This window comes from Sorangium sp. So ce128 (genome assembly GCF_051525245.1).
Classification (GTDB): domain Bacteria; phylum Myxococcota_A; class Polyangia; order Polyangiales; family Polyangiaceae; genus Sorangium; species Sorangium cellulosum_B.
The window spans coordinates 21,413-43,973 of record NZ_CP150313.1; the positions used below are offsets into that span (position 1 = coordinate 21,413).

17 protein-coding genes are annotated in these 22,561 nt (G+C 70.7%); 6 read left to right on the top strand and 11 right to left on the bottom strand.

Translation table 11 applies throughout. From position 1 onward, the window contains the following. Positions 1 to 233: 233 nt before the first annotated feature. On the bottom strand, positions 234 to 1,838 hold the full coding sequence (cobA, locus tag WME82_RS00070) for a uroporphyrinogen-III C-methyltransferase (protein ID WP_438041156.1): 1,605 nt from the start codon (positions 1,836 to 1,838) through the stop codon (positions 234 to 236). 203 nt (positions 1,839 to 2,041) lie between these two features. Between cobA and WME82_RS00075 the strand changes: the two genes are divergently transcribed. The 3 genes from WME82_RS00075 to WME82_RS00085 all read left to right on the top strand — a co-directional run bounded on the left by WME82_RS00075 (position 2,042) and on the right by WME82_RS00085 (position 4,192). Further along, entirely contained in the window at positions 2,042 to 2,419 is a 378-nt protein-coding gene (locus tag WME82_RS00075; protein ID WP_437858942.1) for a DUF4339 domain-containing protein, read from the top strand. A gap of 210 nt (positions 2,420 to 2,629) precedes the next feature. Further along, positions 2,630 to 3,613: a porphobilinogen synthase gene (hemB, locus tag WME82_RS00080; protein WP_437914356.1), complete on the top strand. Its 984-nt coding sequence runs from the start codon at positions 2,630 to 2,632 to the stop codon at positions 3,611 to 3,613. A 3-nt stretch (positions 3,614 to 3,616) separates the two neighbouring features. After that, complete coding sequence (locus WME82_RS00085) at positions 3,617 to 4,192, top strand: hypothetical protein (protein ID WP_437858951.1); 576 nt, start codon at positions 3,617 to 3,619, stop codon at positions 4,190 to 4,192. Between the two features lie 11 nt (positions 4,193 to 4,203). Here WME82_RS00085 and WME82_RS00090 read toward each other — a convergent pair whose 3' ends face one another. The 3 genes from WME82_RS00090 to WME82_RS00100 are packed head-to-tail and all read right to left on the bottom strand — an operon-like array spanning position 4,204 to position 9,400. Continuing rightward, positions 4,204 to 6,126, bottom strand: coding sequence for an ABC transporter ATP-binding protein (locus WME82_RS00090; RefSeq protein ID WP_438041157.1), 1,923 nt, complete (start codon positions 6,124 to 6,126; stop codon positions 4,204 to 4,206). 29 nt (positions 6,127 to 6,155) lie between these two features. Then, positions 6,156 to 7,952, bottom strand: coding sequence for an ABC transporter ATP-binding protein (locus tag WME82_RS00095; protein ID WP_437858978.1), 1,797 nt, complete (start codon positions 7,950 to 7,952; stop codon positions 6,156 to 6,158). Positions 7,953 to 7,978: 26 nt separating this feature from the next. Further along, complete coding sequence (locus WME82_RS00100; protein WP_438041158.1) at positions 7,979 to 9,400, bottom strand: hypothetical protein; 1,422 nt, start codon at positions 9,398 to 9,400, stop codon at positions 7,979 to 7,981. A gap of 358 nt (positions 9,401 to 9,758) precedes the next feature. On the opposite strand from WME82_RS00100, the gene WME82_RS00105 reads away from it, so the two are divergent. Continuing rightward, positions 9,759 to 10,367 carry a zinc-ribbon domain containing protein gene (locus tag WME82_RS00105; RefSeq protein ID WP_438041159.1) on the top strand — a complete coding sequence of 203 codons (609 nt, stop codon included), beginning with the start codon at positions 9,759 to 9,761 and terminating at the stop codon, positions 10,365 to 10,367. Positions 10,368 to 10,586: 219 nt separating this feature from the next. Here the strand turns inward: WME82_RS00105 and WME82_RS00110 are convergent, their stop codons facing one another. The 3 genes from WME82_RS00110 to WME82_RS00120 all read right to left on the bottom strand — a co-directional run bounded on the left by WME82_RS00110 (position 10,587) and on the right by WME82_RS00120 (position 14,724). Beyond that, positions 10,587 to 12,476 carry a serine/threonine-protein kinase gene (locus WME82_RS00110; RefSeq protein WP_437548427.1) on the bottom strand — a complete coding sequence of 630 codons (1,890 nt, stop codon included), beginning with the start codon at positions 12,474 to 12,476 and terminating at the stop codon, positions 10,587 to 10,589. A gap of 183 nt (positions 12,477 to 12,659) precedes the next feature. Next, complete coding sequence (locus tag WME82_RS00115; RefSeq protein ID WP_438041160.1) at positions 12,660 to 13,514, bottom strand: HAD family hydrolase; 855 nt, start codon at positions 13,512 to 13,514, stop codon at positions 12,660 to 12,662. 10 nt (positions 13,515 to 13,524) lie between these two features. Then, entirely contained in the window at positions 13,525 to 14,724 is a 1,200-nt protein-coding gene (locus WME82_RS00120) for a class I SAM-dependent rRNA methyltransferase (protein WP_438041161.1), read from the bottom strand. Positions 14,725 to 14,960: 236 nt separating this feature from the next. Here WME82_RS00120 and WME82_RS00125 point away from each other — a divergent pair, with 236 nt between their 5' ends. Continuing rightward, positions 14,961 to 15,869, top strand: coding sequence for an outer membrane beta-barrel protein (locus WME82_RS00125; RefSeq protein ID WP_438041162.1), 909 nt, complete (start codon positions 14,961 to 14,963; stop codon positions 15,867 to 15,869). A gap of 129 nt (positions 15,870 to 15,998) precedes the next feature. Then, the gene (lnt, locus tag WME82_RS00130; RefSeq protein WP_438041163.1) at positions 15,999 to 17,756 is read left to right on the top strand and encodes an apolipoprotein N-acyltransferase; all 1,758 of its coding nucleotides are present in this window, start codon (positions 15,999 to 16,001) and stop codon (positions 17,754 to 17,756) included. Here lnt and WME82_RS00135 read toward each other — a convergent pair. From WME82_RS00135 to secA, 4 genes are all read right to left on the bottom strand, one after another. After that, complete coding sequence (locus WME82_RS00135) at positions 17,743 to 18,051, bottom strand: HU family DNA-binding protein (protein WP_437743534.1); 309 nt, start codon at positions 18,049 to 18,051, stop codon at positions 17,743 to 17,745. The two genes, lnt and WME82_RS00135, sit on opposite strands and share 14 nt — an antisense overlap. Positions 18,052 to 18,115: 64 nt before the next feature. After that, a complete protein-coding gene (ybeY, locus tag WME82_RS00140) occupies positions 18,116 to 18,760 on the bottom strand; it encodes an rRNA maturation RNase YbeY (RefSeq protein ID WP_438041164.1) in 645 nt (214 codons plus the stop codon). Next, on the bottom strand, positions 18,732 to 19,382 hold the full coding sequence (fsa, locus tag WME82_RS00145; protein ID WP_438041165.1) for a fructose-6-phosphate aldolase: 651 nt from the start codon (positions 19,380 to 19,382) through the stop codon (positions 18,732 to 18,734). The genes ybeY and fsa overlap by 29 nt, the downstream gene beginning before the upstream one ends. 137 nt (positions 19,383 to 19,519) lie before the next feature. Beyond that, entirely contained in the window at positions 19,520 to 22,555 is a 3,036-nt protein-coding gene (secA, locus tag WME82_RS00150) for a preprotein translocase subunit SecA (protein ID WP_437743537.1), read from the bottom strand. Positions 22,556 to 22,561 lie beyond the last annotated feature (6 nt).

Genomic DNA, 22,561 nt, shown 5'->3' on the forward strand with positions numbered 1-22,561 from the left:
CGGTCATGCTGAATCAGGAGTGTCCTTGCATCTCTGTCGCCGTGGCGGCGCAGCAGCGCAAGGGGACTCCTGCTGGGACGTCCTAAGTACCTGAATCGACTTGAAGAAGTCGCAGGCACGCGCCCTGCTTTCCCCTGGGATCGAGCGTCGCGGCGGAGACCTTCCCCCCCCAGGTCCGCTGCGACGCTCTCTTTATTTCCGCAGCTGCGCCGGCCGCACATCGTGCGACCAGCTCATTCGCTCCCGGCGCTCCCAGGGGCAGCTTGCAATGCAGTGAAATGTCGATCCAGCGCGTCCAGGAGACCTGCTGTGGTGCTCACCTCGGCGGTCACGCCGATCCGGAGCCCCCGCTTCTCGGCGGTCGCGGTCGTGATCGGCCCGATGCTCGCGAGGAGCACGCGCTCGAGGCGCGCTGCGGCGCCCTCGCCGAGGAGATCGCAGAGGCTGTCGACTGTGCTGCTCGAGGTGAGCAGCACGACGTCGATCGCGCCCGCCGAGAGCGCCCGGAGCAGCTCTTCGCGGCGACCGGCCGACGCAGGGCGGGTCTCGTAGACAGGCACGACATCGACCTCGCAACCGGCGGCGCGGAGGCGCTCGGGGAGCACCTCGCGGGCGACCAGCGCGCGCGCGAGGAGCACGCGGACTCGAGGGGACGCCGCCCGGCGTCCGGCCAGCGCGAGGTCGGCGAGGATGGCCTCCGCGAGCTCCTCGCCGCGGAATTCCCGCGGGACGATGTCGGCGCGGACGCCGCGCGCGGCGAGCGCGGCGGCGGTCCCGACGCCGATCGCGGCGAGGCGCGCAGGGCCGAAGGCGCGCGCGTCCAGGCCGAGCCGCTCCATCTCCTTGAAGAAGCAGGCCACCCCGTTCTCGCTCGTGAAGACGACGGCGTGGTAACCGGAGACGCCGCGGACAGCCTCGGTGACGCGCGCGGGGTCGGGGGGCGGGTGGATCTCGATGGTCGGGAGCTCCACCGCCTCGCCGCCGCGGAGGCGCACAAGCCTCGACGTCGAGCGCGCCTGGTGGCGCGGCCGGGTCACGAGCACGCGCTTGCCGAAGAGCGGCTTCCGATCGAACCAGCGGAGCGTGTCGCGCAGGCCCGTGACGGCGCCGACGACGATGACCGCGGGGCTCTCGATCCCTGCCTCCTCCACGCGGCGAGGGAGGTCGTCGAGGCGGCTGGAGACGACGCGCTGGTCGGCCCGCGTCCCCCACTGGATCGCCGCCGCCGGCGTCGCGGGATCGCGGCGCCCCGGCCCCATCAGCCCCGCGACCACCGCGTCGAGGGCCTGCATGCCCATCAGGACGCAGATGGTCCCGCGGACGGAGGCGAGCTCGCTCCAGTCGAAGGATCTGCCAGCCCGGGTGACGCCGCTGACGATCATCACGCTGGAGGCGATGTGCCGGTGCGTCAGCGAGATGCCGGCGTAGGCCGTCGCGCCGAGCGGAGAGCAGACGCCAGGCACCACCTCGAACGGCACTCCGGCCCGCGCGAGCGCCTCCGCCTCCTCCGAGCCACGCCCGAAGAGGAACGGATCGCCGCCCTTCAAGCGAACGACGCTGCGGCCCGCGAGGCCGAGCGCGACGAGCTCCGCGTCGATCTCCGCCTGCTTCGCGTCCTTCACCACCCGATCGCCGCCGCGCTTGCCGACCGAGCGCACGTCGGCGCCCTCCCGCACGCGGTCGAGCAGCGCGGGGTGGACGAGCTCGTCGTGCAGGACGACGTCGGCCGTGGCGAGGAGCTCTGCGCCGCGCAACGTGAGGAGCCCCGGATCCCCCGGGCCGGCGCCGACCAGGTACACGACGCCTGGCCTGGCCGCGCCCGGCGCTCCGTCGTTCATTGCCCCCGCAGCCGCCGCGCCGGGGCCCTCCTCGGAAGGATCGTTACGCCTCGGAAACACAATCAAACTCCCGTCATTCTCTCGTTCATGCATGGCAGACGTTGATTGTCATAGCGATTCTGCAGTGATGTTGACCCGGTGCGTTATGGGATTAGAATCGCATCCGGTCGATCCAACGTCCGGCGGTTTCTGGAGTCCATTCGATGAGATCGGTGAAACTGGTCGAAGAGCTGCTGAGCTCGGAGCGCGGCTTTCCGGACCGATGGTACGTCACCAACGGGGAGCGCTCGGTCGGGCCGGTCAGGCTCGACCAGCTCGCGCGCGGCATCGAGAGCGGAGTGGTCCCCCTCGATAGCTTCGTCCGCAATGAGGCATGGACCGTGTGGTGCCCGCTGTCCGACATTGCAACGGTCACGGTCGCCGCCACGGCGACGCCTGCGGAGCAGCCGGAGGAGGGCTCGGCAGCGGATGACGACGACGACACGCTTCCACTGTCGTCCCAGCAGACGCCCCAGCCGATGACGCCGCGCCCCGGCCCGGCGGCGCGCTCGGCCGCGCGCTCTGGAGCGGCCCACCGCTGAGCGATGGCCGCGCGCGCGGACCGCGCCCGGCGCGAGCTGCGCGCGCGGCGGGGCGAGCGCGGCCGGAAGACGGGAAGTGGAGGGCCGTTCTCATGCTGGCGGTTTCGGGCGAACACTAACCGATTCGCCGCGCCCAGGCGATCCACGGATCGCGCGCTCCTCTGGACCGGAGCGGCTCACGCGGGCGCAGGGCTGCTATGCTCCGCCGCCGTGTTCCCCACGAAGAGACCGCGCCGGCTCCGTCGTTCGCCCGCCCTCCGCGCCCTGGTGCGCGAGACAACCCTCCATCCGGGAGATTTCATCCTCCCCCTCTTCTTCAACGAGGCGCTCGACGCGCCTCGGCCGGTCGGGACGATGCCGGGTGTCTCGCAGCTGCCCGTGAGCGCCGCGGCAGCGCAGGCGCGGCTCTGCAAGGAGCTCGGCATCGGCGGGACGATCCTGTTCGGGCTCCCGCGCACCAAGGATGCGTCGGGCACGAGCGCTTACGACCCGGACGGGCCCGTGCCGCGCGCCGTGAAGGCGATGAAGGAGGCCGTGCCGGAGCTGCTCGTCATCACCGACGTGTGCGTGGACGAGTACACCGATCACGGCCACTGCGGCCTGCTCCGGCAGGACGCGTCCGGGGCGGTGGACGTCGACAACGACGCGACGCTGGAGGTGCTCGCGCGGGCGGCGGTGGTCCACGCCAAGGCGGGGGCCGACGTGGTCGCGCCGAGCGACATGATGGACGGCCGGGTCGCCGCGATCCGGCGCGCCCTCGACGTCGAGTCGCTGACGGGGACGGCGATCCTCTCCTACGCCGTGAAGTACGCGTCCGGCTTTTACGGGCCGTTCCGCGAGGCGGCCGACTGCGCGCCCAAGTTCGGCGACCGGGCGGGCTACCAGATGGACCCCGGGAACGCCCGCGAAGGCCTGCGCGAGGCGGCGCTCGACGAGGAAGAGGGGGCCGACATGCTCATGGTCAAGCCCGCGCTCGCGTACCTCGACGTCATCGCGCGCGTGCGCGAGGTGACGACGCTCCCGCTCGGCGCGTACAACGTCAGCGGCGAGTACGCGATGATCAAGGCGGCCGCGGAGCGCGGAATGATCGACGAGAAGCGCGCCGTGCTCGAGCTGCTGACGTCGATCCGGCGCGCCGGGGCGGACTTCATCCTCACCTACCACGCGCTCGACGCCGCGCGCTGGCTCGGCTGAGCGATGCGGAGCCAGGGCGCAGGCGGGAACGCCGCGCAGCGCTTGAGATGGGCCGCCGCCTGGGCGGTGGGCGCGTCGGCGGCGTTCGCGGCGGGGTGCTCACCGAACAGGTGCGACCGGTCCGAGGAAGCGAACCCGCCGATCGAGTTCGTCGAGGCCACACCGGAGGGGGGCATCTACGAGACCTCGGCGCCGGACGGGGAGCTCCTCTACTTCCCGGGCGGCATGCGGTACGCGCTCAAGCATCACCTCGGCGCGCGCCCGCGGTGGTGGCAGGTGTACCTGTCGTTCGAGCGCGACGGGACGAAGAGCGGCGGGACGCTGGCGCAGGCGGCTGGCAACCAGGCCGAGGTGCCCTGCGTGGACGACCAGCACCTGATCGTCGTCAACGGCAGCTGCTCCGAGTACTGGCTGCGGGTCGTCGCCGGGGGCGCGATCGGCGCCGATGACGGCGCGACCGGAGCCGCAGGAGGCGCGGCCGGCGCCGACGGCGATGGGATGGGAGCCGCCGGGGGCACCGTCGTCGGCAGGTGCTACGGCGACGACGCCGATCCCGGCGGTGGGAGCGCGGCGCCCTAGGGCCCGCGCTTCTAGGCGTGCGCCGCTGCCTGCCGGGCGAACTGCAGCCGGTACAGCTTGCTGTAGACGCCGCCCGCGGCGAGCAGGTCCTCGTGCGTGCCCTGCTCGACGACGCAGCCCTTGTGGAAGACGACGACGCGATCGACGGCGCGGATCGTCGAGAGGCGGTGCGCGATGATCAACGCGGTGCGCCCCTCCATGGCTCCCTCGAGGGCACGCTGGAGGCGCGCCTCGGTGTCGCTGTCGACGTTGGCCGTGGCCTCGTCCAGGATGAGGAGCGGCGGGTCGCGGTAGAGGGCCCGGGCGAAGGCGATCAGCTGGCGCTCGCCAGCGCTGAAGTTGCTGCCGCGCTCGAGCACGGGGGCGTCGAGCCCGCCCTCGCGCCGCTCGAAGAGGTCGAGGGCGTCGATGCGGTTCAGCGCGTTCACCACCTTGGCCCGATCGGGGATCGCGTCGCCTGCCGCGATGTTGGTGAGCACCGTGCCCGGGAACAGGAACACGTCCTGAGGGACGACGGCGAACTGGCGGCGCAGCTCGTCGCGAGGGTACGCGCTGACGTCGCGGCCGAAGACCCGCACGACGCCCTCATCGACGTCGTAGAGGCGGAGCAGCAGCGACGCCACGGTGCTCTTGCCGGCGCCGGTCGCGCCGACCAGCGCGACCTTCTCGCCGCGCCTCGCCGCGATCGACACGTGCCGCAGCACGGGCACGCCCGGCTTGTAGCCGAAGCCGACGTTGTCGAGCTCGAACGCGACGCCCTCGTCTGCTGTCCTCGGTGCGTCGCCGCCGCTCGTCGCCACCGCCGTCGCGTCCTCGTCCTTGTTGTCGAGCAGCTCGAAGACGCGCTCCGCGCCGGCCATCGCGGACTGCAGCAGCGTGTACCGAGCCGAGAGATCGCGGATCGGGACGAAGAACATATCGATGTAGGCGACGAAGGCGAACAAGGTCCCGAACGAGATCTCGTCCTTCAGGCTGTTCACGCCGGCGTACCAGAGCACCGCGGCGATGCAGACGCTCGAGACCATCTCGATGGCGGCGTCGAGCGTCGCGTCGAGCACGATCGAGCGGTTGTTCGCGTTGCGGTACGCCGCGTTGATCTCGTCGAACTCCTCGGCCGAACGCTCCTCCCTGGCGTAGGCCTGCACGACGGCCATCCCGGATACCTGCTCGTTGAGGTACGCGTTCATCCTGGCCGTCTTCGACCGCACCTCGCGGAACGCGTCGCGCATCCGCCGCCGCGTCCAGTTGACGCCGAGGGCGACAGGGGGGACCGCCGCGAAGGCGAGCAACGACATGCGCCAGTCGAGCGACACCATCACCGCGACGATGACGGCGAGCCGGAGGAGATCGCCGAACGCGTTGAGCGCGCCGGACGCGAACATCTCGCCGATCGCGTCCACGTCGTTCGTCACGCGCGTGACGAGCCGGCCGACGGGCGTGCGATCGAAGAACCCGAGGCGGCGGGTGTGCAAGAAGCCGAAGACGCGCACGCGCAGGTCGGCCATCGCGCGCGCGCCGGCGAGCTGCATCAGGTAGAGCTGCGGGAAGGCGAGCGATTGCTCCAGGACCATGACGCCCGTGAGCAACAAGCCGCTGCGCGTGAGGTGATCGAGCCCGCCGGGCGTGTCGAAGGCGTCGAGCGCGTCGCGCATGATGAGCGGGCGCAGCAGCGCCAGCAGCGCCGTGACGACGAGCAGCGCCAGCGACAGCGCGAGGTGCGTGCCCTGCGGGCGCACGAACGGCCACAGCCTCAGCAGCATGCGCGCGTCGTACGCCTCGCCGAGCCGTGTCTCCTCGTGGAACCGGCTCAGCACGTCCTCCGTGCGGCTCGCCTTCGTCGCCCCGCGGCCCTTGGCCGTCGTCGCCTGCGCCGGCCGCCGCGGGCCCGCGCCCGCCTCGCCTGCGGCCGAGGCGCCGCCCGATTTCGACCGCATCGTCGCGCTGTCTCCGTGAGCCGGCTGTGTCACGAGAGCCCCACCGGTTGCGAGGACGGCGACGCCTCGAAGGTCGCGAGGTCCTCTTCGAGCTGCTGCTCCTCGGCGAACGACGCGTAGATCCCGCCCGCGCGGACGAGCTCGTCGTGCGTGCCGCGCTCGATGACCCGACCCTGCTCCAGCACGACGATCGCGTCGCACCGCCGCGCGGCCGCGACCCTGTGGGTGATCAGGATGACGGTCCGTCGCGCGGCCTGCCGCTCGATCGCCGCGAGGATGGCCTGCTCGGTCTTCGCGTCGACGGCGGAGAGCGGATCGTCGAGGACGAGGACGTTCGGCTCGCGCACGAGCGCGCGCGCGAGCGCGACGCGCTGGCGCTGTCCGCCGGACAGCTGCACGCCACGCTCCCCGACCACGGTATCGAAGCCGTCAGGGAGCGAGAGCACCTCGTTCAGCACCTCGGCCTCGTCGGCGGCCGCGCGGATCGTCTCGAAGGCGGCGGGCGAATCCGGATCGTCGAGGGAGTAGCCGATGTTGCGGGCCACGGTCGTCGAGAAGAGGAACGCATCCTGCTGCGCGTAGCCGATGCTCGCGCGCACGGTGTCGAGCGGCAGGTCGCAGATGTCGACGCCGTCCAGGAGCACAGAGCCGCGGGGCGTGGGCATGAGCCTGGCGAGCAGCGTGGCGATGGTGCTCTTGCCCGAGCCGGTGCGCCCGACGATGGCGAGCGAGCTGCCCGCTTCGACCTCGAAGCTCACGCCGTCGACCACCTTCCTCGCGCCGTGGGAGAACGTCAGGTCCTTGACGGAGATGGCGCCGTGGACGACCTCGGGGGAGGGCATCGGGCCGCTCACGACCTCAGGGATGGCCTCGAAGATCGCCTTGAGCCGGTCGTAGCCGGCACGACCGCGCTGGACGATGGCGGCGACGAAGCCGAGGGCGAGCATCGGCCAGGTGAGCCGCAAGAGCGCCAGCCAGAACGAGACGAAGTCTCCCCGGGTCATCTGCTGCTCCAGCACGAGCCGCCCGCCGTACCAGAAGACGATGAGCACGCCGACGGAGCTGATGGCCCCCATGAGCGGCGCCATGGAGCCGCGCAGCTTGGCGAGCGCGAGGCTCTTCTCGAGGTAGCCCTGGTTCGTGCTCGTGAACGCGGCCATCTCGGACGCCTCGAGCGCGAACGAGCGGACGACCCTGACCCCGGCGAGGCTCGCGAGGACACGGTCGCTCATGGCGCCGATCGCCTCTTGGTTGTCGCGGGTGCGGACGAAGAGCTTGGTCGAGAACGACCGGGTGACGAGCATCAGCGCGGGCATCGTCAGGAGCGCTGCGAGCGTGAGCCTCTTCGAGATGTGGAGCATCACGTACAGGGCGCTCGTGAACGCGAAGATCGAGCCCACGACGTTCAGCAGGCCGAAGCCGAGGAGGAGGCGGACCTGCGTCAGATCGTTCGTCGCCCGGCTCATGATGTCGCCGGTCGGCATCTTGCGGAAGAACGCCGGCCCGAGCTTGTGCAGGCGCGCGAGCAGGATCGCCCGGAGCTCGTACTCGACGTTGCGGCCCGCCGTGAAGATGGTGACCCGCGAGAACACGCGCATGATCGCGGCGCCCACGCTGACCGCGAGCATGAGGAGCGCCGCATGCGCGGCCTCGCTCGACTGCGCCTTCACGGCGGCGTCGACGGCGTCCTTGACCAGGAAATCTCGCCTGGCCATGAGGAACTGCTGCGCAGCGAGCAGCGCCGCGCCCGTCAGGTAGAGCGGAAGCTTGTGGCGGAACTGCGCGCCGAGACCGACGGGGTAGGTTGAGGGATCGCGCTTGACCATTGCGTGGGGGGGCCGCGCGGCGACGCTCAGCGCGCCTTGCGCGGCGTCGGCGCGAGCGGCTTGCGGTGCGACGTCGAGAGCGCGGGCCGATCTCTTCCATCGACCACGAGCTCGAGCTCGTCGAGCTCGAGCCTCGTCGAGAGCAGGCCGAGCAGGACGCGCGCGCCTCCGCGCCCATCGAGCTCGCTCACCACGCCGATCTTGTCGCCGAAGGGGCCTCGTCTCACGCGGACGCGGCTGCCCTTCTCCAGCACGCCGCCCTTGGCGGGATCGGGCGCGACCTTCGCGGCAGCTTCTGGCTCGCCGGACGGACCACGCTGCGCTCGCGGCGCGTGATCGGCCGAGGGCTTCTGCGGAGCCTCGGCCTTCGCCTGCGGCTCCGCGTCGCCGTGCGGCGCTCGCCGGGCCGGGGCGCTGCCCTCTCCGACCCGCTTCAGCGAGGGCCGCGGCTCTCCGCCGCGGCCAGCGCCGGCGCCGGCGTTGCTCGGCGACTTGAACAGCGTCGCCAGGGTCGGCCGGCGGGCGGGCAGGGCGGCCTCGACGCGCTCATCGCCGCGCGCTCGAGCCTGCTCCATCGAGCGCTCTCGCGCTCGGGCCTGCTCGGAGCGCCATCGCTCGTTCTCGGCCTCGATCTCGGCGTGGGCGCGCGCCCGCTCCTGCTCGATTCCCTCGAGCTTGCGGTCGAGCGCGATGCGGTCGTTCTCGCGCGACCACGCGACGAGCCGGTAGATCGGGGCGAGCGCGACGAGCGCGTCCTCGAGCTGCTCATCGAGGATGTCGGCGTGCTCGACCGCCGTCTCGCGCGGGATCGCCCAGCCGATCCAGAGCGGCACCTGGCCGTCGGCGGCGCGGCGGAGCATCTCGGCGATCGCGTCCGAGGTCGCCGCGCTGCAGGCCACGCGATCGCCGCCGGCGGCGCCGAACGAGAACTGCTCCGGGAGCGCGTGGAGCGCGCTCGTGAGCTCGGCGGAGAGCGGCGAGGCTGGCGCGCCCGTCGCCTCCTCGGTCGCCGAGAGGCGAGCCCGGAGGTTGTCGACGTCCACCTTCGCGTCCGGGTGGACCGCGAAGCACACCTGCACCTCGCTCTCCGAGATGCGCAGCGCGAGGAACGCGTGCCGCGTGAAGGGGCTCGGATCGTCGATCGCGTCGGAGATCGAGCGGCCGCGGTCGAGGAGGCGATCGAGCTCGTCGCGCGCCGCCTGGTCGCGCCAGAAGAAGACCCACTGGCAGTCGGCCCGGTGCTTGTTGCGGATCGACGGGTGCTCGTCCGAGCCATGGACATCGACCGAGATGCCGAGCTCGGCCAGCCGGGCGACGACGCCGCGCGCCCAGGCGAGCGCGCGCTGCTTCACCTCGAGGCGGGGGCGTGAGTAGGCCTTCGAGGTCGCTTTTTCGGCGGCGTACGCGTCGAAGTCACGAGCGGTGAGGTGCAGGGAGGGATGGCTCATTGCTTCGACTGGTTGCGATGCGCGGCGTGGGCGGATGCTGCTCGTGGTCCGTCACGGGAGAGCTGTGCTCCTCGTGAAAGTCGCGCGGATGGTATCGTGAGGAGCTTCGAAATCAAAGCTCCGCGCCGCGCGATCGATCCTGGCGTTGCGTGGAGGCGGCACGCTTGACCGCCCTGACAAGCATGTCACCGTAGGCACTCCCGTGCCCCATCAAGAGGGCGATCCCACCGATATCACGTAGAACCCCGCGTAAATCGCGCTTCTCCAGCGCAGCGGGGCAGCTCCCGGGCGCTCCAGTCATCCGAGTCACCCGAGCCCGTGAGCCTGCGAGGCCCGTCGGCCTGACGAAAGAGGAATCATGGAACAGCATCGAGACGAGCACATTGTCTGCGCGAGCTGCGGCACGTCGTTCCTATTCTCGGCTGCGGAAGCTGCCGTCTACGCCGAACGGAAGCTCGCGGCCCCGCCCAAGCGGTGCCGGACCTGCCGCCGTGCGCGCAAGGACAATCGAGGGGAGAGCGAGAGCGGATCGCCGGCTCGCGCTGCGGAGCGCCAGCGCCCTGGCCCGCCTCGGGGCGCCGGGGGGCATCGCGGCCTGGCGCGCGGCGACGGCCAGCCTCGGAAGCCCCGCTACACGGGCGACGTGAACGAGTACCGCAGCCCGATGCAGGACGCGTACTCGGGGCTGACGCCCGCATGGGCGGCGCAGAGCCACTACCCGAACCGCCCGCGCGGCGGCGCGCCCTTCCGAGATGACGGCAACTACCGCGCCCCCTCGTTCGCCGGTGAGCGCCGCGCTGCCGCGCCGAGCCGCGGTCCAGCGCAGCAGCCTCGCGCGCCGCGCACTCGTCCGACGTTCTCGATCACCTGCAAGTCGTGCGGCTCCGAGGGCGAGGTCCCGTTCAAGCCGGTCGAGGGCCGCGACGTGTTCTGTCAGGCGTGCTACCGCGCGCGCAAGCCTTCCTGAGAGACGCCTCCAGCGACGCGCAGCCATCGCGCTGCGGCACACCCCCGAGCGCCGGTCGCTGCTCGTGCGACCGGCGCAGCCGGCGCGGCCGCGAAGCGGACGCCGGGGTGCGGGGCGGGGCGGAGCCCCGAGGAAACCAAGCCAGGACTGCCCGCGCGAAGCCGCCGCGAAGCGGCGCCGGAGCCCCGCGATCTCTGGCCGGACTTCGGGCGGGCGGAACTAGAGGCTGATCTCGCAGGCGAGCTCGGAGGTGAAGCCGAGCTCGCCGAGCGTGATCGTGACCTTCACGCCGCCGCCGGACGCGCGGCGCGCTGTCTCCTCGACCATCCCCACGACCCACAGCCGGAGCGGCAGCGAAGCAGGATCGAAGTCGCCGATGTGGAGCGTGACCCGCCCGGTCGGGCCCGTCGCCACGCGCCACGAGCCGAACGTGAAGAGCCGCGACCAGATCGAGGTCCCGCGGCGCATGAGCGACGCGATGTCGGTCAGCGGGCGGGCGAACAGCGTGCGCACGAGGCTGTGCAGCTCGCCGCCCACGCCGAGCCTGCCGATGTCGCGCCAGCGCTCGAGATCGCGCAGGACCAGCGATGTCGCGAGCTCCATGTAGGCGTCGAGCGCCTCGAGCTCGTACCCGACGAGCGCGTTGATCGAGTCGTGCTTGAAGTCGTCGGCGTAGCGGAGCGGCATCTGCGAGACGACCTCGTCGCGCGCGCTCCTCCCGTACTCATCCACGATGGTGCGATCGACGCTCCGCAGGACGGGGCCGCGCACCTGGTACTGCCCGGCGAAGCGCGCCGGCAGCGGCCGGACCGGGGTGACGTTGGGCCGCCGCGTGTCGCGTGTCCGGTTCATCAAGGAGCCGAAGTCCGCGCTGCGGACGGTCGGCTCGGCCCGGTGCCCGAGGTCGGCGCTGCGCACCGTGGGCAGCGACTCGCCGCGCTGCGAGAGCATCGTGGGCTCCGAGCCGCGGCTTCGCAGCGCGTTCGAGAGCGTCATGCCGGGCGCGGGCTTCGCTGGCTCCGAGGACGACGGCCGCATCCCGGGCGGCGCCTCGGTGACGCGCCCCCCCGGCACGATCGACGGCGAGATGCGCATCGGCGGTGGGGGGTTCACGTCGAACCCCGGGCGCGATCGATCGCGCGAGGACGAGAGGCGATCGCGCTCGTTCTCCGGAGCGTTCCCCAGGCTCAGGGCCATCCGCCGCTGCACGTTGATCAGCCTGCCGAGCGCCGTCGTCCGTCTGGGCGGATCAGGCGCGACGCGCTCGAGCTCGCGGACGACGTCTCCGGCCGTCTGAAACCGCTTCGCGGGATCCTTTTGCAAGAGCCGCTGCACGATCGCCTCGAGCCGCGGGTCGACGGTCACGCCCGCCGAGGCGAGCGTGGGCACCTCGGCGTGCACGACGCGGAACGCGGTCGCCACGGCGGTCGGCGCGCGGAACGGGCGCGTGCCCGTGAGCACCTCGTAGAGCAGCACGCCCACCGAGAAGAGATCGCTCCGACCGTCGAGCGGCGACTCCCCCGTGGCCTGCTCGGGCGACAGATAGTCGGGCGTCCCGAACACGACGCCCGTGCGCGTCCGCGGCGAGGGACCATCGGAGTCGAGCACCTTGGCGATGCCGAAGTCGAGCAGGCGGACGACGGCCGAGCCGCGGCTCGGATCGAAGGCGATGAAGATGTTCTCGGGCTTGAGATCGCGGTGGATGATCCCCGCGCGGTGCGCGGCGTCGAGCGCCTCGAGCACCGGGATCGCGACGCCGACGGCGGCCTCCATGTCGAGGCGACCGAAGCGCGCGAGCGCCATGCCGAGCGACTCGCCGTCGAGGTGCTCCATCACGATGTACGGACCGAGCTCGCCGACGCCTGCGTCGATCACGTCGACGATGTTCGGGTGGCGGATCCGGTTGACCGCCTGCGCTTCCTGGAAGAAGCGGTGCGAGAGCTCCGAGTTGTCCGCCAGCTCTGGGTGGAGGAATTTGATCGCAACGGCGCGACCTGCGAGCACGTGCTCCGCCCGGAACACGTCGCCCATGCCGCCCCCGCCGATGCGCTCCGCGAGGCGGTACTTGTTGTCGACGAGGAGGCCGGGGGTCGGGGGTCGAAACGCCATCTGCTGCCGCTGGCGGGCGAGGGACCAACGTCATGGTCCCCGAGAACACGCGCCCCTGTAAAGGGTTGGGAGGCACGGCCCTCCCGAAAGACCGATCCTATTCCTTCAGTGCGCGCCGCGGCTAGGTTACCTGCGTCAGGTGTGGGGCGGATCGCAGTGCGAAGTGACTTGCGCGCGGCAAGATCACGTTTCGGGTGCATTCTTCCGCAGTTCGGCGATCTGCTGGGCGATCTCCGCGAACCCGCGGCCCATGGGAAGGGACGCCACGAACTGCGGCGGTACGGACAGCTTACCGAGGTGGGCGCGTACGTTGGCCACCCCGAAGGTCAGCACAAATGCGGCGAAGGCGACGCCGTCGTTGCCGCTGTCGCCGACGAACGCGTAGCGGTGCCGCGCCCGGGTGGGATCCTCACCGAACCGAGCGGAGAGCAGGCGCACAATCCCCGTTGCCTTGTCGGACGGCTCGCGCGTGAGGTGGAGGTGGACGCTCGATAGCAGCGTCCTCACCCCCCGCTCGCGCAGCTCGGCGCGCATCTTCTGCACGTCTTCCGGCGGGACATGCCGGTGCTCCCCGATGTCGATGGTAACGTCGGTCACTCTCTGGTCGTTGTCGTCCGCGAGCGCCGCCGCCGGAAAACGACGCACCATGTCATTGGCGAGCCCGATGAGCTCGGCTCGACGGGCTCGCCGCGCCTCGCGGTCCAGGTTGTCGAGCGTGACGACGCGGCGCGCGCCGGCGCGCGGGGCGTGCCCTCCTCGATGGCCGGCGACGTCGCTTTCCTCCTCGCGGACCAGCGCGACGGCTCCGTTTTCGACGATGGTCGCGTCGATCGGCCACTGCCGCTGGAGCACCTCGCCCCAGCCGGCGGGCCTGCCGGTGCAGGCGATCAGCGCGAGCCCCGTCTCGCGTAGACGGAAGAGCGCTGCGTACGCCGCCTCGGTGAGGGCGCCGTGATCCAGCACGGTGTCGTCGAGATCGAAGATCACCCCGGCGAGGGCGCGCGCGGCGTCGGGAGGCAGAAGGGAGAGCGGCTTCATCGGGCGATCGTCAGAGCGCGTCGATGCGTGCGATGAGGCTCTTCAGGTAGAGCCCCTCGGGGAAGGCGGCGGGGACGGGGTGATCCCCTCCCTGGAAGTGCCGGTCGAACACCGCGGCCTGCATGCGCGCGTCGCGCGCGCCGAGCGCGAGCACCCGGGTCAGATCGTCGAGGCTCACGGCGCTGGAGCAGGAGCAGAGCACGAGGACGCCGCCCGGGCGCGTGGCCCGGCACGCTCCGGCCGCGAGGCGCCGGTACGCCATGAGCGCGGCGTCCTTGGAGGCGCGCGTGCCTGCGAGCTTCGGAGGGTCGCAGATGACGAGATCGTAGCCCGCCTGCCTCGACGCGTTCTGCAGCGCCTTGCGGGCGTCGTCGCGCGTGAACTTGATCCGGTCGAGGAGCCCGTTCTCCCGCGCGCACTCCGCCCCGACCTCGATCGCCGTCGCGCTCTCGTCGATCGCGAGGACCTCGCTCGCCCCGCCGCGGGCCGCCGCCATGGCGAACGTGCCGACGAAGCAGAAGGCATCGAGCACGCGCCGGTTGTGGGCGAGCTGCTCGACGCGGGTCCGCAGCGTCCGCTGGTCCAGGTAGAACCCGGTCTTGTGGCCGAGCGCGAGCGGGATCGTGTAACGCAGCCCCCGCTCGACGAACCGGAGCTGATCGAGCGCGGGATCGCCGCGCACCACGCCCGCGTCCGCGGTGAACCCCTCGAGCTTCGCGAGGGATTCCGGGGTCCTGTCCACGATCGCGCGCGGCGAGAGCGCCGCCTGGAGGGCGTCGAAGATCACCCCTTCGCGGCGCTTGATCCCGATCGTCCCGAGCTGCACGACCACCACGTCGCCGAACAGATCGACGATGAGCCCGGGCAGGCCGTCCCCCTCCGCGTGGATCAGCCGGAAGGCGTCGGTCTCATGGCCAGGCGCCCGCGCGGGCAGGCCGATCTCGCGGCGGTGCGCGATGGCGCGCTCGATCCGGTGCCGGAACAGGGCCGCGTCGATCGGCCTGTCCTCGCGCGTGTACATGCGCACCGGGATGGCCGAGCGCGGGGTGTAGAGCCCGCGCCCGAGCACGCTGCCGTAGGGGTCGGTGACGACGACCTCGTCCCCGGCCACCGCGCCGCCCTCGATGCGCGCGATCGCCTGAGCGAACACCCAGGGATGCCCCGACCACACCGGCCGAACATGACCCTGCTTCAACGTAACCGTAGGCATGGTGGAATCCGATTGGTCTCGATGTTGGCAGGGCTCCCGACGGGGGCGACCGCGCCGTGACCTTTGCCGTGGGAGCTAGTACCCTGCGGAACGGCGCGCGTGTGAACCTTCCGCCACAGCGTGCCGTGGCGGCCGATGCACGCCGGCGTGCTGCGCGGCCATGGTGACGACGATCCCGCAAGATGGTCGATGGCATCCCGGTTGCTAACTTCCCTGCACCGAAGAGGAGTCGCCCGATGCGCCGTTGCTTGACCCATGCCCTTGTTGCGGTGGCGATGACCGCGCCGATGAGCGCGTTCGCGCAGGAGGACAGCAACTGTCCTCCCGGCGCGTGGTTCTGCGAGGAAGTGGAGCCGCCTCGCGATCCCGTCGCGGAACCGCCGCCCGTCGCTCCTGCCGAGGCCGCGCCTGCCGAGGCGCCGCCGCCCCCGCCCAGGGGGGCCCCCCGTCCAGCCCCGCCGGTCGTCGTCTACGAGACCTCGCCGTCGGGCCCGCCTCCTCAGGTGATCGTCGTGGCGCCTGGGGCGGCCCCTCCGCCGCGCGTGATCGTGCGCCGCGTGGCGCCCCCGGCGCCGCCTCCGGCGGTGAAGCGGCGCTGGCGGCGCCACTGGGGCATCAACCTCCGCATGGAGGGCGTCATGTTGGGGCGCGAGCACGGCGGAGCGGAGGACGCTGGCATGGGAGGCGTCGGGATCAGCCTGCGCTACCGGCCTGTCCCGGCGTTCGCGCTCGATGCAGGCGCCGACTTCCTCGCGGGCACGGACTACAACGGTGACCAGCGGACCGAGGTGCCGCTCTCCCTGACCGGGATGCTGTTCGTCAACCCGCGCAGCCGCACCCAGTTCTACTTCATGGGCGGCCTGAACATCGCGCACGCCGAGGTCGATCGCTCCTCGAGCGAGGCCGCGGCCGGCGGCACCGACTTCGCTCCGGACACGGAGTACGACTATTTCGGCGCGCACGGCGGCATCGGCCTCGAGTTCCGGCTTTCCCCCCGCATCGCCCTGAACGTCGATGCGCTCGGCTTCGTGCGCGGCCGTACGGACGATGGGCTCGTTCCCGAGTTCACGGATCCCGAGACCGGCCGGACGACCAACACGTCGGGCGGGGGGCTCTTCCGCGGCGGGCTCAGTATTTACTGGTGAGCGGCTCGTCATAGCCTCCCGTCCACCCTGACCGCGCGGTGTTCGCGTCCGTTCTGCTCTCGACCAGGCGGTCGCGGTCCGGACCGTCTCCACGCGGTATAACGCCGCCTCGTGCCCCAGGCCTCGATCATGCGCGCGCTCCGTGGCCGCGCCCCGCTGTTGCTCTCCCTCGCTGGCGGCGCGACGTTCGCCCTCACGGCGCCGCCGACGGATCTGGTCCCCGCCGTCATCGTTGGCCTCGCTCTGCTGGCGGCCGCCGTCCACGACGCCCCGACGATCTGGCGCGCCTTCGGGCGCGGCGCTGTCTGGGGAACGGCGGCGGGCGTCGTGGGCCTGCGCTTCGTGCCGGAGGTCATCCAGCGGTTCACGCCTCTCGGCTCGGCGGCCTCGTACCTCGCGCTGGTGCTGCTCGCGGCCGCCCAGTCGCTGGTCTGGGCGATCTGCGGCGGCATCACGAGCGCGCTCATCCGGCGGCTGCGCGCTCCCCTCGAGCTCGCCTTTGCGACCGGCGTGTTCGCCGCCGTGGCCATCCCGACCGTCTTCGGCTGGACTCCTGCGGGTCTCATGAGCCCCTGGCCGGCGCTCGTGCAGCTCGCCGACCTCATCGGCGAGCGGGGCGTCTCCGTGCTGTTCGCCGTCGGGGCGGCCTTGCTCGCCCGCGCTGGCCTGGCTGCCTCGGGGAGGGCGCCGGGCGGGCGGCCGCTCGCGCGCGCGCCCGCGCAGGAACCGCGGCCCACCCGCCTTCGGTTGTCCCGCCCGATCCTCTACCCGGCGCTCTCGAGCGTCGCGCTGTTCGGGCTGCTCGCGGCTCACGGCGCGCTGCGGATGGCCGCGGTGGAGCGCGCCAGCGCCGGCCTGCCAACAGCGCGCGTCGCGCTCGTCAACCAGGCGGTCGGGCCTCACGAGCGCTGGCAGGCGAAGAACCACCCGCGGATCCTGCGAACCCTGCACGATCTCACCCGGGAGGCCGAGGCCGGCGGCGCAGAGCTCACCCTCTGGCCCGAGGCGGCGTACCCTTACCCTCTCTCGCACAGCGCCCGGCAGGCGCCGCGCGGCGGTCGAGCGATCCTGGGGCCCGGCATCCGTGGCCCGATCCTCGCGGGGCTCATCACCCAGGCGCCGCCCGTGAAGGCCGCCGACGGCGTCGAGGAACGGAACAGCTACAACTCCGCGACCCTTGTGCTCCCCGATGGAAGCATGCAGCCGACGCAGGACAAGCTGCAGCTGCTGTGGTTCGGCGAGACGGTCCCGGGCGGCACTTACCTGCCCTGGCTGCGGCGCATCTTCCAGAAGAGCGGTGGGCTCGTCCCGGGCGCGGAGCCGCGCGCCCTCAGTTTGCCCCGAGAGCACGGGCCGGCGCTCCGGATCGGGGTGCTCAACTGTTACGAGGACACGCTCACCGGGGTGGGGCGGCGGATCACCGGGGCGCTCGCCCCGAACCTCCTCGTCAACATCACGAACGACGCCTGGTTCACCGGGAGCGCCGAGCCCGAGCTGCATGCGAGGCTCGCGGTCATGCGCGCCATCGAGCTGCGCCGTGATCTCGTGCGGGCGGTGAACCTCGGCGTCGTGTCATGGATCGACGCCCGGGGCGTGGTGCGCAGCCGCGATGAGAGCGCTGCGCCGGGGGTGACCTTCGCGACCCCCTCGGTCAGGGACACGCCGCTGACGCTCTACACTCGTCTGGGCGACGCCCCGATGGCGTTGCTGCTCGCCTTCGCGAGCGTCGCTTGCGCGCTCCGGGCGCGACGCTCCACAGCGAAGGCCCCGCGGCAAGCCCGGGGCGTCAGCTCGGGGGCGCGACCGCCTGCGGGGCCCCCGGAGCTCGCGCCGCCCGATGCGGCGACGCAAGCTGCGGCCACGGACGCGCCGCTCAGACGTCCTTGAGCGCCTTGACGGGCGCCGCGCGGAGCTTGCGGCTCGCCGGCTTGCCCTTGATGGTCATCGGCTGCTTCGTGAACGGATTGATGCCTTCCCGGTCCTGCGTGGCCGGGATCTCCTTCGCCTTGATCTTCACGAGGCCCGGAACCGTGACCTCGCCCGGCCCTTCCGGACCGAGCTCCTTCTTCACCAGCTCGCCGAGCGCATCGAGCACGCTGGCCACGGACTTCTTGTCGAGGTGGGTGGCCTCAGCAAGACCGACGATCATCTGGGCCTTGGTCAGCTTGTTCGAACCGGGCATGTCTCCTCCAAGTCGAAAGGGGGCGTCCGTTTAACAAGCGAGGTTTCGCCTCGCAAGCGATAAGTCATCGCGCCCCCGTCTTCTTTTGCCTCGCAGTGCTGCGACGCGGATCGATTACAGTGATGCTGTTGCTTCGTGACGCTGCCGCGACCTCGAGCTCCCGGGTCAAATCCGTCATTTCCCGTTCTTCTGCGTCGGTCTTGTGGTCGTAGCCGAGCAGGTGGAGCAGGCCGTGCCCGAGCAGCATCGTGATCTCGTCGAGCAGCGGGCGATCGCGCTCGGCGGCCTGCCGCGCGGCCGTGTCGATCGAGACGATCACGTCGCCGAGAAGACCGCGCCATGCCGACGGATCCACGGGACCTCGCCGGCCGCGCCTGCGCGAGTCGGCCCCGTTCTGGTCCAGCATCGGGAAGGCGAGGACGTCGGTCGGCTTGTCCTTGCGCCGGTAGCTGCGGTTGAGCTCGTGGATGGCTTCATCGTTCACCAGGGCGACGGAGAGCTCCACGCCCTGCAACGCGAGGTGGGAGAGCATCTTGCTCGCCCGCCGGCGCACGACCGCCGTCGACACCCCCTTGAAGGGCCCTCCCTGCGTCGTGACGGACACGACCGCGGGGGCCGCCGGGCGGCTCCCGCGGCGCGTCGTCCCCGAGCTCTCCTTGCGCTTCTCGGCCACGGGATCGCTATACCAGCTCGGGGATCTTCTTCGCATCTGCCAAGAACTGCGCGAGCCCGACGTCGGTGAGCGGGTGCTTGGTCAGCTGCTTGATGACCTTGAGCGGCATCGTCACGGCGTGCGAGCCGATCATGGCGGCCTGCACGAAGTGGACGGGGTGCCGTACGCTCGCGGTGAGCACCTGCGTCGAGAACCCGTAGTTCCTGAAGATGGTCACGACCTGCAGGACGAGATCCATCCCGTCCCCCGCGGCGTCGTCGACGCGCCCGACGAACGGCGACACGTACGTGGCCCCAGCCTTGGCCGCGAGCAGCGCCTGGGCGGCCGAGAAGCAGAGGGTCACGTTCGTCTTGATGCCCTCGGAAGCGAAGATCCGGGCGGCCTTGAGCCCCTCGTCGATGAGCGGCACCTTGACCACCACGTTCCGGTGAATCTTCGCGAGCTCGCGACCCTCGCGGAGGATCGCGTCCTTCTCGACCGCCACCACCTCGGCCGAGATGGGGCCGTCGACCACCTCGCAGATCTCGGCGATCGCCCGCTTCGTCGGCTTGCCGGCCTTGGCGAGGAGCGACGGGTTGGTCGTGACGCCGTCGATGGCCCCCATCGACTGCGCTTCCTTGATTTCCGCGATATCCCCTGAATCGATGAACACCTTCATGATGCTGCCTCCGGGAACCGATGGATCGGCCCTTCGGCGGTGTTCATGCTGGGGTCAGATGCCGAGGAGCAAGGGCCTGACAGGGGCCCTCGCTGCCTCGTTCTGGCTGTCAGGCGGAGCGGGCAGGGGGCGCCGGCTCAGGCCGTCGCCTCGTCCTCACCGCCATGGCACTTGTTGAACGGCTTGCCGCTGCCGCAGGGGCACTCCTGCTCCTGCATGACGGCAGGCTGCGGGAGCGCCGGGGCGGGGTTCGCGCCGATCGGGAGGGACTCGTCGTGCTGCGCGACCGCGTCGAGCAGCGCCGCTGCGTGCCGCTCGCGATCCGCAGCCTCGATCTGCGCCTCTTCCTGCTCGGCGCGCCTGACGTTCACGCTGAAGAGCTTCGTGACCACGTTCGAGGAGACGCGGGCCACCATGTTGACGAACATGTTGTAGCCCTCCTTCTTGTACTCCTGCTTCGGGTCCTTTTGACCGTAGCCGCGCAGGCCGATGCCGTCGCGGAGGTGGTCCATGTCGGTAAGGTGGTCGACCCAGGCCTTGTCGAGCTCCTCCAGGTAGAGGTGGCGGAAGATGCGCAGCGACAGCTCGACGCCGATCTCCTCCTCGCGCTTCTCGTACGCCTTCTCGGCGCGCTCGTAGAGCTCCCGCGCCAGCGTCTCCTGGTCGCCGATGTGCGCGATGTCGTCCGGCAGCTCGACGCCGAAGTGCTCGCGGAAGCCCTGGAAGATGCCGCCCCAGTCCCAGTCCTCCGGCGGCTTGCGGGCCGGGCAAGACTCCTCGACCATCGCGCCGATGATCCGGTCCATCAGATCGAGCAGCCGCTCGCGCTGCTCGGTGAGCGCCAGGGGCATGAGCTCGGAGCACTCGTCGTAGATCTCGAGGACCTTGTCGGCGCGCGTCTCGAGCTCGATCTTCACGCCCCAGCGCGTGTAGATCTCGCGCTGCATGTTCTCGAGCTCGACGAACCGCTCCGTCGTCTCGAAGTCCTTTCGCACGATCTCGCGCCGGTTGCCGTCCGCGTCGAGCGGCATCACCGGGTCGTTCGCGAACATGCCGAGCAGGTAGCCGACGTCCGGACGGACCAGCTCCACGATGGACGGGATCGGCTTGATCGTCCGCTTCTCGCCCGTCGGCTTCCCCTCCTCGTCGAGGATCTCGGGAGAGTAACGGCCGACGAGCAGCGACTGGCGCATGTCGTAGATCGTCTTGCGCTGCGCGCTCATCACGTCGTCGTACTCGAGCAGGTTCTTGCGGATGTCGAAGTTGCGCTCCTCGACCTTCTTCTGCGCGTTCTCGACGCTCTTCGTCACCCACGGGTGCTCGATGGGCTCGTCGTCGGGCATGCCCATCCGCTCCATCAGGTTCTTCACCCGATCCCCGGCGAAGATGCGCATGAGGTCGTCCTCGAGGGACAGGTAGAACTTCGACGTCCCGGGGTCGCCCTGGCGGCCGGCGCGGCCGCGCAGCTGGTTGTCGATGCGGCGCGACTCGTGCCGCTCGGTGCCCAGGATGTACAGCCCGCCGATCTCGCGGATCTCGTTGCCCTCCGCGGTGCACTCCTTCTTGAGCTCCTCGACCAGGGCCTCGAACGCGTCGGGCTCCGCCTCGGGCTGGCGGTTCTGCTCCTTGAACTTGAGCTTGGCGAGCATCTCCGCGTTGCCGCCCAGGATGATGTCCGTCCCGCGACCCGCCATGTTCGTCGAGACCGTGATGGCCCCTTTGCGGCCCGCCTGCGCGACCACGTAGGCCTCGTTCTCGTGGTGCTTCGCGTTCAGCACGTTGTGCTTCACGCCCCGCTTCGTCAGGATCCGGCTGATCGCGGTGCTCTTCTCGACGCTCGTCGTGCCCACCAGGATCGGCTGGCCGAGCTCGTGCTTCTCGAGGATCTCGTTGATGACCGCGGTGAACTTCTCCTTCTCGGTCTTGTAGACGAGATCCTCGTAATCGACGCGGACCACCGGCTTGTTCGTGGGGATGATGACGCAGTCGAGCTTGTACGTGCTGTGGAACTCCGCCGCTTCCGTGTCCGCGGTGCCGGTCATCCCGGAGAGCTTCTTGTACAGCCGGAAGAGGTTCTGGAAGGTGATCGTCGCCATCGTCCGGCTCTCCTCCTGGATCCGGACGTTCTCCTTCGCCTCGACGGCCTGATGCAGGCCGTCCGACCACCGGCGTCCCGCGAGGACGCGGCCGGTGAACTCATCGATGATGAGCACCTTGCCGTCGCGTACCATGTAGTTGACATCGCGCTTGTAGAGCGTGTGCGCGCGCAAGCACTGGTTCAGGATGTGAAGCGTCTCGAGGTTCACCGGGTCATAGAGGTTCGTGCCCTTGAGCACCTGGAGCGAGGCGAGCAGCCGCTCTGCCGTCTCCACGCCCTCGTCGGTCAGCGTCACCGAGTGCGCCTTCTCATCGACGGCGTAATGCTCCTCGTTCCGGAGCTGGGGGATCACCTCGTTGATCGTGCGGTATTTGTCGCTCGAACGCTCTCCCTGCCCGCTGATGATGAGCGGAGTCCGCGCCTCGTCGATGAGGATGGAGTCGACCTCGTCGACGATCGCATAGTGCAGCGGGCGCTGCGCGTACTCGAGCGCCGAGAACTTCATGTTGTCGCGCAGGTAGTCGAAGCCGAACTCGTTGTTCTGGCCGTACGTGATGTCGCAGCGGTACGCGTGGCGCTTCTCGGCGTCGCCCTGCTGGTTGACGACCACGCCCGTCGACAGGCCGAGGAAGCCGTAAAGCTTGCCCATCCACTCGGCGTCGCGCCGCGCCAGGTAATCGTTCACCGTGACGACGTGGACGCCCTTGCCCTCGAGGGCGTTCAGATAGCAAGGGAGCGTCGCGACCAGGGTCTTGCCCTCGCCGGTGCGCATCTCGGCGATGCAGCCGTTGTGGAGCACCATGCCGCCGATGAGCTGCACGTCGTAATGGCGCATCTTGAGGGCGCGCTTCGACGCCTCGCGGCAGACCGCGAACGCCGGGACCAGGATGTCGTCCAGCGTCGCCCCGTTGGCGAGCTTCTCCTTGAACTCCGCCGTCTTTGCTCGGAGCTGGGCGTCCGAGAGCTTCTGCAGCTCCGGCTCCATCCTGCCGATAGCCTCGACCCGGGGTCGCAGGCGGCGGATGGCACGCTCGTGCGAGGTGCCGAAAATCTTCTTCATCGCCCAAGTGAACATCTTTAC

Coding starts and splice junctions, on each gene's coding strand:
- WME82_RS00125 (WP_438041162.1), top strand. CDS start 14,961: ATGCGCCGTTGCTTGACCCATGCCCTTGTTGCGGTGGCGATGACCGCG.
- WME82_RS00105 (WP_438041159.1), top strand. CDS start 9,759: ATGGAACAGCATCGAGACGAGCACATTGTCTGCGCGAGCTGCGGCACG.
- cobA (WP_438041156.1), bottom strand. CDS start 1,838: ATGAACGACGGAGCGCCGGGCGCGGCCAGGCCAGGCGTCGTGTACCTG.
- secA (WP_437743537.1), bottom strand. CDS start 22,555: ATGTTCACTTGGGCGATGAAGAAGATTTTCGGCACCTCGCACGAGCGT.
- fsa (WP_438041165.1), bottom strand. CDS start 19,382: ATGAAGGTGTTCATCGATTCAGGGGATATCGCGGAAATCAAGGAAGCG.
- ybeY (WP_438041164.1), bottom strand. CDS start 18,760: ATGCGAAGAAGATCCCCGAGCTGGTATAGCGATCCCGTGGCCGAGAAG.
- WME82_RS00115 (WP_438041160.1), bottom strand. CDS start 13,514: ATGAAGCCGCTCTCCCTTCTGCCTCCCGACGCCGCGCGCGCCCTCGCC.
- WME82_RS00135 (WP_437743534.1), bottom strand. CDS start 18,051: ATGCCCGGTTCGAACAAGCTGACCAAGGCCCAGATGATCGTCGGTCTT.
- WME82_RS00100 (WP_438041158.1), bottom strand. CDS start 9,400: ATGAGCCATCCCTCCCTGCACCTCACCGCTCGTGACTTCGACGCGTAC.
- WME82_RS00110 (WP_437548427.1), bottom strand. CDS start 12,476: ATGGCGTTTCGACCCCCGACCCCCGGCCTCCTCGTCGACAACAAGTAC.
- WME82_RS00075 (WP_437858942.1), top strand. CDS start 2,042: ATGAGATCGGTGAAACTGGTCGAAGAGCTGCTGAGCTCGGAGCGCGGC.
- WME82_RS00085 (WP_437858951.1), top strand. CDS start 3,617: ATGCGGAGCCAGGGCGCAGGCGGGAACGCCGCGCAGCGCTTGAGATGG.
- WME82_RS00120 (WP_438041161.1), bottom strand. CDS start 14,724: ATGCCTACGGTTACGTTGAAGCAGGGTCATGTTCGGCCGGTGTGGTCG.
- WME82_RS00090 (WP_438041157.1), bottom strand. CDS start 6,126: ATGCGGTCGAAATCGGGCGGCGCCTCGGCCGCAGGCGAGGCGGGCGCG.
- lnt (WP_438041163.1), top strand. CDS start 15,999: ATGCGCGCGCTCCGTGGCCGCGCCCCGCTGTTGCTCTCCCTCGCTGGC.
- WME82_RS00095 (WP_437858978.1), bottom strand. CDS start 7,952: ATGGTCAAGCGCGATCCCTCAACCTACCCCGTCGGTCTCGGCGCGCAG.